Origin of the sequence: Candidatus Velamenicoccus archaeovorus, from assembly GCF_004102945.1 — a bacterium.
Classification (GTDB): domain Bacteria; phylum Omnitrophota; class Gorgyraeia; order Velamenicoccales; family Velamenicoccaceae; genus Velamenicoccus; species Velamenicoccus archaeovorus.
In genome coordinates this window covers 1,589,424-1,602,693 of sequence record NZ_CP019384.1, presented here as the reverse complement: position 1 = coordinate 1,602,693, position 13,270 = coordinate 1,589,424, and the positions used below count along the sequence as shown (strand labels likewise).

Here is a 13,270-nt window from a genome sequence, read left to right as displayed (position 1 = left end):
ATGGCGACCAGCATTATTGCTTCCATAGCGACACTGTGCGGCCTGGGGATCTTTTTCGGGTTTGTGCTGGCTTATGCGGCGAAGAAATTCCATGTTCCGGTGGATCCGACGATCGAGAGGATCCTGGCCAAGCTGCCGGGTGCCAATTGCGGCTCCTGCGGCAAGGCCGGCTGCATGGGTTTTGCGCAGGCGCTCTTGGCCGGAGAACTCGATCTTCATTCCTGTTCCGTCGCGGCGACGGAGAACAAGAAAGACATTGCCGCTATCCTGGGGTTGAGCCTGGAAGAAAAGGCCAAAAAGGTGTCCTGTCTGCATTGTTGCGGCGGCAACCACGCCAAAGACAAGTTTTTATACGACGGCATCAAGGACTGTCTGGCGGCCTCGCTGGTCCTGGGCGGCCAGAAAGAATGCGCCTATGGCTGCCTGACGTACGGGACATGCGTCAAGGCCTGCCCGTTCGACGCGATTGAAATGACGGGGGAAGGTTTCCCTCGTGTCATCGAATCCAAGTGCACGGCCTGCGGCATATGCGTGAACGTCTGTCCCAAAGGGCTCTACACGCTCATTCCTTTTGAACCAGAAAAAGCAAAAATTTATGTGGCGTGCACGTCGAACGATTCGGGGAAAGTCGTCATGTCCGTCTGCGGCGTCGGCTGCATCGCTTGCCGTCGCTGCGAAAAGGCCTGTCCCCACGGCGCGGTGGCCGTCATCGACAACCTGGCGCGCATCGATTATGATAAATGTACGGGTTGTCTTGAGTGCGCCAAGGTTTGTCCGACAAAAGTCATCAAGGTGAGGGGCGCACAGCCTTCACCGTCACGATGAGATGCCTATGAAGACTATCGCTGTTTTTGTTTCGGGGAACGGGACGAACTTGCAGGCGATCATGAACGCGGTCGTCCGCGGCGCGTTGAAGGCGCGGATAGCGCTCGTGGTCAGCGACAAAAAGGATGCCTTTGCATTGAAGAGGGCCCGTCGCGCAGGCATCAGCACCTTGTTTTTGGATCCGAAAGATTACAGGGACCGCCGGGCCTATGACGCAGCGGTCCTGCGTCACCTCAAGGCGCAAGAAGTCGACTTAATTGTTTTGGCGGGTTTCATGCGGATCCTTTCGCCGTCGTTCGTGCGGGCCTACAGGAACCGCATCCTGAATATCCATCCTGCGCTTCTGCCGGCTTTTCCCGGTGAGCGCGCCATCAAAGACGCCTTTCGCTACGGCGTCGGCGTCACCGGGGTCACCGTCCATTTTGTCGATGAGGAGGTTGACCACGGCCCTATCATTGTCCAGGAGCCTGTGCGGGTGCTTGCGACGGATACCATGGAGAGTTTGGAGAAGAAGATCCACAAGGTCGAACACCGGATTTATCCCGAAGCGATCAAGAAGGTTTTGTCCGGCGGGCTTATCCTGAAAGGCCGCCGCGTCCTGCCCGCATCCCATCCAGAGAAAACCTAGTCCCGGTATTCCGGGAGTTCCACCTTCATCTTTTTAAGCTCATCGAGGCTAAGCTTGACGGTTTCCTCCGAGAACGTATCCGTCAGCTCTACGCCCTGGATGTCCTTGTAGTTGTAATTCTGGATGACCTCGGCGGCGATCTGCTTGACGTAGTCCAGGGGTTTGATGTTTTCTTCCTCCGGGCTCAAGTCGTAACGTTTGCGCAGAAATTCGAACTCCAACTTCAGAATTCCGAATTTCTGTGTGTAGGAGGTTGTTTTGAGTTCAAAAAGATTATTGAGTTTCTTGTCTTTGGCGAAGAGGCTCTTGGCGCGGTGGATGATCTGCATGCAGATGAATTCGTCGAAGGTGATGTCGCGGTAACTCTGCGTTTCTCCCGTCGTATCTCCGATAAGGGTTGGGTCAAAGCGCACATCGCGCACGCTGCGCATGAAGTATTCGCCACGGGAGAATTTTTCAAGGACGGCCTGTTCGAGGTCGGGGATATATTCTACCGTCAGAAGGGCGACGCCGAATTTTTTGATGTCCGCGCCGACGACGGCCAGGAAATCAAGCTTGGCGTCCGTGCTCAAGATAACACGGTGCGCCGCGTTCATGACCTTATTGAGCTTTTCGAGACCCGCCTTGTCCCATCCCGCCGTTTTCTCTTCAATCAGGTCTGTCATCGGCACGTAGATCCACATGGTCTTTCCGGTGATGCGGATGTGGATGTCAATACCGACCTCATTCTTGACCATGCGGGCGAGCTGCTGCGGCATGGTTTTTACCGGATACGTCGGTTCACAGCCTAAAAGAAGGACTGTGGCTGCGACGACTGCAAGAAAGGCGGGTGGAATCTTAAACAGGTTTCTGATAGGGAGGGGTCGGCAGTGAGCCGAATTTGGTTTTGTTGTATTCCTTGAAGATGGCATCGATTTCATCGAATTCGAGCTCTTCTTTTTTCAGGAGTTCGTTGGCAAAGCGGTTCAACAACACGTTTTCATCCCGCAGGAGCGTTTCGGTCTTGGCGACGCATTCCTGGAAAATCCGCTGGGTCTCCTGGTTCAATTCACCCTTGACCTGTTCGGAGATCTGCTGTTCGGGAATAGCGGTGAAGTCTCCCAGGTGTTTGCCGTCCATCCCGAGGCGCCAGACCATGATATGGGCGACGCGCATGGCGTTGTTGAAATCGGATAAAACGCCGTCGGATGTCGTCCCGAATGTCAGTTTTTCCGCCAGGTATCCGGCGACCGACACCTGGATATTGGCCATGAGTCTTTCCCTGTTGGAGGTGAAGATCTCTTCGCGGGGCTGATGGTGGACGACCCCGAGGGCGCCGCGGCGCGCGATGATGGAGGCCTTGAAGACGTCGTCCGTCGGATGGAGCAAATAAAGTGCAATCAGGTGGCCGGCTTCGTGGTAGGCCACCAGGCGTTTTTCGTCGTGCGTCATGTGTTTGCGATGTTTGATCCCCAGATCGATGCGTTCCATGGCTTCGGAGATGTCCTTGTGGGTGATCACGTCGCGCTTGTTGCGCAGGCAGATGATGGAGGCCTCTTTGACGATGTTTTCCAGGTCTGCGGGCGACTTGTAGACCGCCTGGCGCGCCACCTTGCCGATATCGATGGACTTGTCATAAGGGACCTTGCTTAGATAGAACCTTAAGACCTCTTCGCGGCCCTGAAGGTTCGGTTTTTCGATATAGATCTTTCGGTCGAAGCGCCCCGGGCGCAGGATCGCCGGGTCGAGCACGTCTTCGGGAGAGTTGGTCGCGCCGATCACGACGACGTTTTCCTTTTCGTCCTGCAGGCCGTCCATTTCGACCAGAAGCTGGTTTAAGGTGGTGTTGCCTTCCTGGCCGCTCATGAAGCTGAAGGTGCGGGTGCGTCCGATGGCATCGATTTCGTCGATGAAGACGATGGCCCCGCCGTGCGCATAGGCCAGGCGCCGGGCCTGCTTGAAGAGCTTGCGGACGCGCCTGGCGCCGACCCCGACGAATATCTCTGTGAATTCACTGGCCGACAAAGACAAAAACGGCAGGCCGGCTTCTGTGGCGATGGCCTTGGCCAGATACGTCTTGCCGCATCCGGGAGGCCCGATCATGAGTAAGCCTTTGATGATCTTTCCGCCGACCTTTTGGACGGCGGAATGGTCTTTAAGGAGGTTGACGACTTCGATCGCCTCTTCTTTGGCCTCATCGATGCCCAGGACGTCTGCAAAGTTGACATTGACCTTGGAGCCCCGGACTTTTTTGGTGTCGATCTGGCCGAAGCGGCCGAACATGAGCGATACGTAGATGATCGCCGAGATGGCTGATGCCAGTATCCACATCATGATCTGGATGGGTAGCTGGGCCAGCTGCATCTTGCGGTAAAAAGACTCCAGGCCCATAAAGCCCCAGATGGAGAGGCCTGTGAGCACAATGGTGACCACGGTGCTCGTGACGGCGATCCAGTGGTCACGCAGGAATGTCTTGATCTGTTTATAGGTGAATTTATCGATTTTCATAATAGTCTGAAGATAACATAAATCGTTGTTCGTGTCAATGCGGCATTCTTTCGTTCGTGAACCCCGGGGCTCTTTGGGGATATATTAAATCCCTTGACGCGTCCATGTGGTTGTGATAATCTTTTCACCTAATATTTCCTATGACAACGTTTATGTGAGGTTTGGAGGCGATATGTCGGTAGTCAAGAAAGTGGTTGCAAGAGAGGTCCTGGATTCAAGGGGGAACCCTACGGTTGAAGCGGATGTTGTTCTGGAGTCCGGGGTTATGGGCAGGGCTATCGTTCCTTCAGGGGCGTCCACGGGTGAGCATGAAGCCCTGGAATTGCGCGATGGGGACAAGGCGCGCTATCTGGGCAAGGGGGTCCTGAAGGCCGTCGCCAACATCAACGGCCCCATTGCCGATAAGATCAAGGGGATGGAGCCCAGCTTCATGGCGCTCGACAAGGTCATGATCGAGCTGGACGGCACGGAGAACAAGGCCAAGCTCGGCGCCAATGCCATCCTCGCCGTCTCCATGGCCGCCGCCAAGGCCCAGGCCATTGAGGAACGCAAACCCCTCTATAAATATCTGGGCGGCAAGAATGCCCATATCCTTCCTGTCCCGATGATGAACATTTTGAACGGCGGGCTCCATGCGGACAACAACCTCGATTTTCAGGAGTTCATGATCATGCCTATCGGCCTGCCGTCATTCAGGGAAGCCCTGCGCGCCGCTGTCGAGACATTCCATAATCTTAAGAGCATCCTTAAATCCAAGAAGCTTTCTACCTCCGTGGGAGACGAGGGCGGTTTTGCGCCGAATCTTCAGTCTAATGAGGAGGCTTTGGGGCTGATCATTGACGCGATCACCAAGGCCGGCTACAAGCCGGGAAAAGATATCTCTTTGGCCTTGGACGTAGCGTCCAGCTCGTTTTACAAGGACGGCAAGTATGTCGTGGAGGGCAAACCAAAGACCGCCGAAGAGATGATCGCGATTTACTCGGAGATCATCGCCAAATATCCGGTTGTCTCTATCGAAGACGGCTTGGCAGAAGACGATTGGGACGGCTGGAAGAAATTGACGGACATCCTTGGCGCCAAGTTGCAGCTGGTGGGCGACGACCTGTTTGTGACGAACGTCAAGAGATTGCAGACGGGCATCGACAAGAAGATAGCCAACTCCATCCTGATCAAGGTCAATCAGATCGGCTCGCTCAGTGAGACTTTGGATTGTATCGAGCTGGCCGGAGAGAATAAATATTCGGCGGTCATCTCGCATCGTTCGGGAGAGACCGAGGACACGACGATCGCCCATATCGCCGTCGCCACGGGCGTCGGCCAGATCAAGACAGGTTCTCTTTCCAGGACTGACAGGATCGCCAAGTATAACGAGCTTTTGCGCATTGAGGAAGAATTGGGCAAGAGCGCGGTTTACGCGGGGACGCTCTGGCCGGATAAGATCTTCGGAAGGGTGTAAGCTTTAAGGCCTTCGGCCATAAGGCCGAAGGGACGGCTGCCGCCTGTGGGAAGAGACCTTGAAGAATTTGCGGCTTTTCATCATTTTTGTTATTTTGCTCATCATCTTCCTGCCGGGGTTTGCCAAGTTTCAGGAGTTGAAGGCCAAGCTGGCGGAGACCGAAGAAAAGATCAGGAAGGCGCAGCGCCAGAACGCCATCCTGGAGCAGAGGATCGCCCAGCTGCAGAACAATACGGCGTATCTGGAGATGGTGGCGCGCGACAAGATGGGTATCGTCAAGAAGGGCGAGACGGTGCTTAAGATCATACGCGAGGATGAAGTTGACGTCGTGAATCAGACGAATGCTTCAAAAGAATAGTTGCGTTTCATTGTTCTTTCTGTACAATGAATGATCGCGGGGTGGAGCAGCCTGGTAGCTCGCAAGGCTCAACAATGGGTCCCACGGCCGGTAACGGCCGATGGAAAACCTGTCAAATTCGGTGAAGCCCTCGGCTTTAAGCCAGGGTAATACCGAGCCAAGCTCCCATTGATTCGTTTTGCATTCGTAAAAGCGAATCAAAACGGTGGGAGAAGGTGTAGAGACTAGTTGGCAGGAATCCTCTTAAAATGAGGATTAAGGGATAGTCCGGACTACAAAGCCGGAATAGTGCCGGTGGCAGCGAAAGCTGTAGTAGTAAAGCATAACCTTGAGGCCGTCCGTTCAAATCGGACCCCCGCAACCACTATGATCTCTCGAAATCCACATAGAGAGATAGAAAAAGCCCTGACTGGGCGAACCGGTCAGGGCTTTTTCTTTGTCTTGCTGTGTCAAAGAGTTAGGGCATAATTTTTTTCATTGTTTTAGCGTTTACGATCTCAGCTTCAAATCCTCCTGCAGGTTCGCAAGATCTAGCCAAGTAAATCTCGCCAAACTATCTCTTTATCTCGGAATTGGCGATTAGTTTCTTGGAGTCAGTGTCGCGATTATTCGACGATATATCGCGTATTTTGATCGAATAATTGGCGAGAAACTGGAATTTTTCAGGCAGGTTTTGATTAGCGGTTACCGGCGATCAAGGTTTGCCACTTGGCTAATTGATCGGTCCAGATGGCTTCTTTGAGGAGAGGGCGAATTTTGAACTCTGTGAGCGCGTTGATGGCAGGCGTGTCGGTAGAGAGGATCTCACTTTGAATGGCAGGACATAGGAAAAGAGTATTCATGGTTTGATCCATGCGCGTCACACTTAGGTTAAGCCACTTACAAGCCTCGCGGGGATGCTTGATCTTTCCAGTATTGACGAGCTGTTGGACTTGATGAGCTAAGACAAGCATTGTTCGAACGGTGGGTTCTTTTTTGATTTCTTCTTCTTTGTGCCACTTGTTTAAAGGCCGCACCTGCTGTAAATCCGCATCAAACTCAAGCCTCAGGTCGTTATCGGCGAGCGTTATGCCGAGTTTTTTGCTACTGGCCGTATAGTCGACTTCCTTGAGCAATATCTTGAAGATGCGCCGCTTTTCTTGTGGATGCAGGGTGTCCCAAACAGGCGACAGAAGAGCGTCGGTTTCCTGTTTATAGGCGTGTTTTTCTCTTTTGCTTTTATCGGAGAAGATCTCTCGCAGACAGTTGACCACGGCGTCTTCGATTGCCTTGGAATTGACGGATCTGGTAGGGCAGGAGCTATGGCCAAGCTTCTGAGCATTGGTGCAGGTGTAATAGCGGTATTTGTGAGTGCCGTTTCTTATGGTATAGGTATGTGTCATATAGGTTCCGCAGATCTTGCAGTGTAGAATACGGCTCAATAAGCCTGTGCAGTCTACGTTCTTTGTTGCTTTTCGTTCCCTGTGGTTTTCATTGAGCAAGGCTTGGGTTTTCTTGAAGGTTTCCTCGTCGATAATAGCTTCATGCTCGCCATCATAAATCTGGCCATTGTATAGTGCTTTACCCATATAGATCGGATGCCGGAGCATCCATTGGATTCTTGCAACGCTATATTTGACCCCACCTAAGGTTTTGCCGTTCTTACAGGCTATCTTGTTCGTCTTATAGCCCTTCTCATTGAACATATGTACGATTTTGAGCGTAGAGTTGCCCTTGAGATAGAGGTCAAAGATCTCACGGACTACCTTTGCGCCTTCGGGGTCTACGATTAATTTCTTATTGTCATCCACGCAATAGCCTAAGGGAGCTATGCCGCCGGTCCATTGGCCGCGTTTCCTGGCAGCGGACATCTTGTCTTTGGTTCTTTCGCGGGCAATTTCACGTTCAAACTGCGCGAAAGAAAGGAGGATGTTCAGCGTCAGTCGGCCCATTGAGGTATTGGTGTTGAATGATTGCGTTACAGAAACAAATGTCACGTTGTTTTTGTCAAAGAATTCGAGCAACTGCGCAAAATCCGTCAGGGAGCGGGATAGCCTATCGACTTTGTAGACCACGACGCAGTTGATTTTCTGATTCTTGATCTCTGAAAGTAGTTTTTGTAGTCCAGGCCTATCCATATTTGCGCCTGTGAATCCTCCGTCATCATAGGGTTCTTGAAGCACAACCCAGCCTTCATGTTTTTGGCTGTTAATGTAGTTTTCGGCGGCTTCTCTTTGAGCATCAAGGGATGTGAAGTTCTGATCAAGTCCTTCAGAGGTTGATTTGCGCGTGTAAATGGCGCAGTAGATGCGTTTCTTGGATTGTTTTGTCTCTTCCATGATCATTCCCTATAGATTGAAGAACAGGTATCCGTTCCAGTGCGCGCCGGTAATTTCTTTGGCTATGGCCGTCAGGCTCTTATAGACCTTGCTACGGAATTCAAAGCCTGATTCGAGGATTTTGACCTCCAGCTTGATACCTTTGTATTCTTTGATGATCACTGTGCCGGGAATGGGCAGTCTCTTGTCGCGGCTCAGTTTTGTTTTCTTAGGACGTTCTTTAAGGGCATCATCGGGCCGCAGCGTCTTGTTATTTATGGGGTCAAATTGCTGGATTAGCTGCTGGATTTTATTCTGGGCCTCCACAGAAATTCCGCCGTATTCCAGCTCCTGCAGCCTGTATGCGATCTTGCGCCATAAATACACTTTATTGTTAGAGGGGGTCTGTTGACCTGGGAATAGCTCGGCGTATTTTCCCTGTAGTTCACCGATCGACTTTTCTCTAAGTTCCAATATTTGAGATAGTTTTGTTTCCGTCATAAATCGGCTCCTTTCATCTTCATGTACATATAGCCATACAGTTCGAGAGATATCAAGTAAATAGAGATATAATTCCTTGATATCTAAGGTGTTGTGATTTGTTCAGGGAAAATTTATAGAGTATCTCCTGATTCTTTTGGCAAGCATGGGCTTAATTAGTTAATATATTAACATTTAAGATATTGACAAATATGGCTTTTTGTGCTATAAATAATAGCAACCGTATAAAAAGGAGGCAGACATGCAAAGAATAGAAAAGACAAGCGAGGATAAGCGGCCAAGTTACTATTTGAGTAATCTGCGGGATTACGGCAAAAAATCCAAATGGTTCCATTGGCATTCAGCAGAGCTGTTTTTAAACCTGATTTATACGCACGATGCAATCTTTAACCATCTTGCGTCTAAGCTTGAAGCTAGCGGGCTTTCCCGCTCCACGCTCAATATTTTAAATATTATAAGTCGCAGTGAAAACAAGGGATGTACTCATAGAGAATTGAGCGACTTGTTATTGGTAAGCCGCGCTAATATAACGGAACTGGTTGATAATCTTGTGCGCAGGAATTTAGTTGAACGGCAGGGCTCAGAGAAAGACCGCAGGTTAAGTATTGTTAAAATTACCAGGAAAGGCGAAGAATTGCGTAATTCCGTTACTCCTTCTTATTATTTAGAAATGAAAAAGCTCGCTTCTTGTTTAAATAGTAATGAACGGCATAAATTGAATAAGATATTGGCCAAATTAAGATTAAAAACTCTTGCTTTACGCAGTGTTACTGGAAGAAAATAAAACCAAATGAATTTTACTTATAGCATAAAAAATAAAATTAACCTTAGGAAAGGCATTTTCATTAGATTCGTTTTTCTAATTTTATTCTTTTTTTCATCTACGGTTTTTGCTTCAACGGATGTTTCTGAACATACCGGTAATTTACCATCTGTTGAACAATATACTTACTTGAATTTGAGTGATGCCACAGGATTGGCCTTAAAAAATAATCTTACTACTCTTTTGGCCAATGCCAAAACTGAAGAGGCTAAAGGCAAAGTATTCCAGTCGGCTTCTTACCTCCTGCCGCATGTATTACTTGACTTGCAACAATCCCGTGTTTTTAAAGAAAATCTTGTCGAGATGGGGTTTTCTTCTTTCGGGATGATTGGCCCTTATAATTCTTTTGACGGCAGAATCCAATTGGTGCAACAAATATTCGATTTAAGCGCAATTGAGCGATTCCGGGCCGAAAAGGTTAATTCTAAAATAGCCCAACTTGATGAAGAGCTTGCGGCTAAGCAAGTGAGGGCAGCGGTTAGCCTTGCGTATTTGAATGCGTTAAGGGCAGAGGAGGACTCGGATGCCGCCAAGGCGGATTTGGATCTGGCAAGACAGCTTTTAAAATTGGGCCGCCACCAAAACGTGGCAGGATTAGCCACAAGCATTGATGTGGCGAGGTTTGAGACGCGCGAAGCCGAAGCAGAGGCTAGGAGTTTGCAGGCCACGATGGATTTACGCAGGTCCTATATAGAGCTTAACCGCGTAATCGGGTTGCCGTTGACTACCCGTTTAAAGTTGACAGATACGATGGATTTTGTGCTGGAACATGTTTTCTCCGCCGCCGAAGAGGTAGGCTTCGCCAATAAAAACAGGACAGAGCTGAAGATTTCCGGCGAACGCATTCAGCACGACGAATTCAAGCTTAAGGAGGCAAAATCGGGAAGATTGCCTACCGTTGGGCTAATGGGTGATTACGGCTTGGGCGGCGATAGTCCAAACGGCTCATTACGGAATGTAGGCGAGGTTGGCGTAGCTTTAAAAATGCCTATTTTTGACGGCGGAATGATTAAGGGAGAGATTCAAGAGGCAGAGAGCAATAAACGCCAATCCCAATTGATTTTTAACGACTTAGGCAAGCAGGTAGACGAAGACGTGCGCTTAGCCTTGCAATCGCTTGTTATCAGCGCTAAACAAGTGAGAGCAGCCAAGAAGGTTCTTGCTTTAGCCAATAGAGAATTAGAGATGAGCAAGGATTTGTTTTTGGCCGGTATAGGCGATAATATTGAGGTTATTGACGCCCAAACTGCCCTTGCCCGCGCCAGGCAGCAATATGTGGCCATGCTTTTTCAGTATAATTCGGCACGGGTCAATCTTTACTCCGCTTTAGGCAACATAGAAACATTTACTCTTTCCAAGAAAGGAAAATAAGATGAGCGATAAGTTAAATGTTCCGGTCAAAAAAATCAAATTGCTGCATAAGAAAAGATTCATCATCCCGGCAATTGTTTTGCTGATTTTAGGATGTTCCTTTGGCCTTTATTATTATTTTTACGCCTTGTCGCATACCTCCACAGACGACGCTTTTATCGAAGGACATGCCATTTCGATCAGCCCTAAGGTTTCCGGGCATATCTTAAAAGTCTATATCGATGATAATCAGGAAGTAAAAGAGGGAGAGCTTTTAGCCGAGATAGATCCGCGTGATTATGAGACGCGCTTAAAGATGGCAGAGGCAAATTTAGAAGCAGCCCAGGCAAAGGCAGCCCAGGCCGAGGAAGACGTCAGCCGCTATAAGAAGCTTATTTTAAACGATGAGATATCTAAACAGAACATGGAGCATGTTCTTGTCAGGGCGAGGGTGGCTAACGCAGAGGCAGATCAGTCAAAAGCCGCTCTAGAACAAGCAAAGCTTGAGCTTTCCTATACCAAGATTTATGCGCCATCCGCAGGCAGAGTGACTGAAAAGTCAGTGGAGGAGGGCGCATTTGTGCAGATTGGCCAGATGCTGTTAACTATCGTAACTCCTGAGCGCTGGGTTGTGGCTAATCTTAAGGAAACAGATCTTAAGAATATATTGCCTGGCCAGCCGGTAACGATAACCATAGACGCTTATCCCGGAAAAGTCTTCAAAGGGCATGTAGATAGTATTCAAAGAGGCACAGGCGCGCGTTTCAGCCTTTTGCCGCCTGAAAACGCATCGGGTAACTACATAAAGATTGTACAAAGGGTGCCGGTTAAAATAGTATTTGATGAAGAACCTGATCCGAAGCATCCGCTTGCATTAGGGATGTCGGTAATACCTGCTATCAAGATAAAGTAAACCAGGAGAATTGATGGTTGCTGAAAGCCCTGCCCATGGCAGTAATAAATGGATGGTTACGACAGCGGTAATGCTTGGGGCATTCCTGTCTGTTATGGATACGAGTATAGTCAATGTCGCTCTTCCCTATATGATGGGGAACTTTGCCGAAACCTTATCCGCAATTACCTGGATAGCTACCATCTACACTATTGCCGCTATTATAGTCATTACCATGACCGGCTGGCTGAGCGCATTGATGGGCAGGAAAAACCTTTATTTATTTTCTTTCATTTTGTTTACCATAGGGTCGGTTTTATGCGGGACAGCCAAGACATTCCCCCAAATGCTTATCTATAGGATTATCCAGGGGATAGGGGGTGGAGCTCTAATACCGATTTCCCAGGCAATTTTACGCGAGACTTTTCCCAGAAAACAGCATGGTATGGCCATGGCTATTTTCGGGATGGGCATCGTGTTGGCGCCCGCGTTAGGGCCGATCGTGGGCGGTTGGCTGATTGACCACTATGGCTGGCCATGGATTTTCTATATCAACATTCCTATCAGCTTGGTAGGAATATGGATGGTTTATCATTATGTGCATGATCCTGAATATCTAAAACGCGGCATAAAGAAAGTCGATTGGTTCGGTATATCATTTCTTATGGTCGGCCTTACGGCCTTGCAAATAGTTTTGGAGAGAGGCCAGGAAAAAAACTGGTTTGATTCCACATTTATCATAACCTGGTCAATCGTATCCGTAGTTGCGTTGCTCGCTTTGATCTTTTGGGAATTGTGGACTGATGAGCCGGTTGTTAATTTGCGCATATTGCGCAATGTTCCGTTTGCGATCGGGTTTACCGTAGTAGGGATATACGGAATCGCGCTTTACGGGACGACTTTTATTTTGCCGCAGTTGACGCAGAGTTTATTGGGGTATTCGGCGTATCAATCCGGCCTGACGCTTCTGCCCAGGGCCCTTACCTTATTTATATTTATGCCTCTTGCAGGAAGGCTTTATAACCATATAGATGCAAAAAAAATGATTATTTTAGGCATAGGCGTTAGTTGTTGGTCTTACGCATTGCTGGGGCATCTTTCGCTTAATATCGCCTTCGAGAGCCTGGTTCCCATATTGCTTTTGATGGGAGCGGGGATGGCTTTTGTGTTTGTCCCGCTTTCCACCGTATCCCTGATTACCATACCAAACAAAGATATGACGAATGCGACAAGCCTGTATACTCTCATGCAGCGCATCGGGGGCAATGTCGGTTACGCCGTAACCGTTACCATATTGCAGCGCAGGATGCAATTTCACCGTTCTCATCTGGTTGAGAATATTTCCGCCTCGCACGGGCGTTTCCTGGATATTTATCATATGTTTACCGGGTATTTGCATAAAAACGGCTATGGGCCTGTCAGCGACCGGCTCGGTACTTTTTCATTTATTGACCATCTTATAAACCGTCAGTCGACGATGCTTTCTTACAATGACTTATCTTGGATTTTTATGTTGATGTTCGCATTTGTTACGCTCTTTATTTTATTCCTGCCGCATAGCAGGACCGTTAAGAGCACCGATGAAGTGGCTCTTATAGATTAGAACACCTCCCCCCGCCTTACTTAAAAAACCAGCTATCCCAATAAACGATT

General features: G+C 49.1%; 12 protein-coding genes. 8 read left to right on the top strand and 4 right to left on the bottom strand.

From position 1 onward, the window contains the following. Both BU251_RS07395 and purN read left to right on the top strand, forming a co-directional pair. Complete coding sequence (locus BU251_RS07395; RefSeq protein ID WP_128700464.1) at positions 1-825, top strand: RnfABCDGE type electron transport complex subunit B; 825 nt, start codon at positions 1-3, stop codon at positions 823-825. A gap of 7 nt (positions 826-832) precedes the next feature. Beyond that, a complete protein-coding gene (gene purN, locus BU251_RS07390) occupies positions 833-1,453 on the top strand; it encodes a phosphoribosylglycinamide formyltransferase (protein ID WP_228767799.1) in 621 nt (206 codons plus the stop codon). Here purN and BU251_RS07385 read toward each other — a convergent pair. Further along, complete coding sequence (locus BU251_RS07385; RefSeq protein WP_128700460.1) at positions 1,450-2,211, bottom strand: hypothetical protein; 762 nt, start codon at positions 2,209-2,211, stop codon at positions 1,450-1,452. The two genes, purN and BU251_RS07385, sit on opposite strands and share 4 nt — an antisense overlap. Positions 2,212-2,290: 79 nt before the next feature. After that, positions 2,291-3,940 (bottom strand): AAA family ATPase, encoded by a 1,650-nt coding sequence (locus BU251_RS07380; RefSeq protein WP_128700458.1) that lies wholly within the window; start codon positions 3,938-3,940, stop codon positions 2,291-2,293. A gap of 172 nt (positions 3,941-4,112) precedes the next feature. On the opposite strand from BU251_RS07380, the gene eno reads away from it, so the two are divergent. Further along, positions 4,113-5,396 carry a phosphopyruvate hydratase gene (eno, locus tag BU251_RS07375; RefSeq protein WP_128700456.1) on the top strand — a complete coding sequence of 428 codons (1,284 nt, stop codon included), beginning with the start codon at positions 4,113-4,115 and terminating at the stop codon, positions 5,394-5,396. 58 nt (positions 5,397-5,454) lie between these two features. Beyond that, positions 5,455-5,754, top strand: a complete 300-nt coding sequence (locus BU251_RS07370; protein ID WP_164908917.1) for an FtsB family cell division protein — start codon at positions 5,455-5,457, stop codon at positions 5,752-5,754. Between the two features lie 677 nt (positions 5,755-6,431). Here BU251_RS07370 and BU251_RS07365 read toward each other — a convergent pair. Then, complete coding sequence (locus BU251_RS07365) at positions 6,432-8,072, bottom strand: recombinase family protein (protein ID WP_164908916.1); 1,641 nt, start codon at positions 8,070-8,072, stop codon at positions 6,432-6,434. 9 nt (positions 8,073-8,081) lie between these two features. Beyond that, on the bottom strand, positions 8,082-8,552 hold the full coding sequence (locus tag BU251_RS07360; protein WP_128700450.1) for a DUF2924 domain-containing protein: 471 nt from the start codon (positions 8,550-8,552) through the stop codon (positions 8,082-8,084). 241 nt (positions 8,553-8,793) lie between these two features. Between BU251_RS07360 and BU251_RS07355 the strand changes: the two genes are divergently transcribed. From BU251_RS07355 to BU251_RS07340, 4 genes are read left to right on the top strand one after another with little or no spacing between them, the layout of a single operon-like run. After that, on the top strand, positions 8,794-9,336 hold the full coding sequence (locus tag BU251_RS07355; RefSeq protein ID WP_128700448.1) for a MarR family winged helix-turn-helix transcriptional regulator: 543 nt from the start codon (positions 8,794-8,796) through the stop codon (positions 9,334-9,336). Between the two features lie 6 nt (positions 9,337-9,342). Continuing rightward, positions 9,343-10,746 carry a TolC family protein gene (locus BU251_RS07350; RefSeq protein ID WP_128700446.1) on the top strand — a complete coding sequence of 468 codons (1,404 nt, stop codon included), beginning with the start codon at positions 9,343-9,345 and terminating at the stop codon, positions 10,744-10,746. A gap of 1 nt (position 10,747) precedes the next feature. Continuing rightward, entirely contained in the window at positions 10,748-11,638 is an 891-nt protein-coding gene (locus BU251_RS07345; protein WP_128700444.1) for an HlyD family secretion protein, read from the top strand. A gap of 13 nt (positions 11,639-11,651) precedes the next feature. Further along, the gene (locus BU251_RS07340) at positions 11,652-13,220 is read left to right on the top strand and encodes a DHA2 family efflux MFS transporter permease subunit (RefSeq protein WP_128700442.1); all 1,569 of its coding nucleotides are present in this window, start codon (positions 11,652-11,654) and stop codon (positions 13,218-13,220) included. Positions 13,221-13,270 lie beyond the last annotated feature (50 nt).

Coding starts and splice junctions, on each gene's coding strand:
- BU251_RS07395 (WP_128700464.1), top strand. CDS start 1: ATGGCGACCAGCATTATTGCTTCCATAGCGACACTGTGCGGCCTGGGG.
- purN (WP_228767799.1), top strand. CDS start 833: ATGAAGACTATCGCTGTTTTTGTTTCGGGGAACGGGACGAACTTGCAG.
- BU251_RS07385 (WP_128700460.1), bottom strand. CDS start 2,211: ATGCCGCAGCAGCTCGCCCGCATGGTCAAGAATGAGGTCGGTATTGAC.
- BU251_RS07380 (WP_128700458.1), bottom strand. CDS start 3,940: ATGAAAATCGATAAATTCACCTATAAACAGATCAAGACATTCCTGCGT.
- eno (WP_128700456.1), top strand. CDS start 4,113: ATGTCGGTAGTCAAGAAAGTGGTTGCAAGAGAGGTCCTGGATTCAAGG.
- BU251_RS07365 (WP_164908916.1), bottom strand. CDS start 8,072: ATGGAAGAGACAAAACAATCCAAGAAACGCATCTACTGCGCCATTTAC.
- BU251_RS07360 (WP_128700450.1), bottom strand. CDS start 8,552: ATGACGGAAACAAAACTATCTCAAATATTGGAACTTAGAGAAAAGTCG.
- BU251_RS07355 (WP_128700448.1), top strand. CDS start 8,794: ATGCAAAGAATAGAAAAGACAAGCGAGGATAAGCGGCCAAGTTACTAT.
- BU251_RS07350 (WP_128700446.1), top strand. CDS start 9,343: ATGAATTTTACTTATAGCATAAAAAATAAAATTAACCTTAGGAAAGGC.
- BU251_RS07345 (WP_128700444.1), top strand. CDS start 10,748: ATGAGCGATAAGTTAAATGTTCCGGTCAAAAAAATCAAATTGCTGCAT.
- BU251_RS07340 (WP_128700442.1), top strand. CDS start 11,652: ATGGTTGCTGAAAGCCCTGCCCATGGCAGTAATAAATGGATGGTTACG.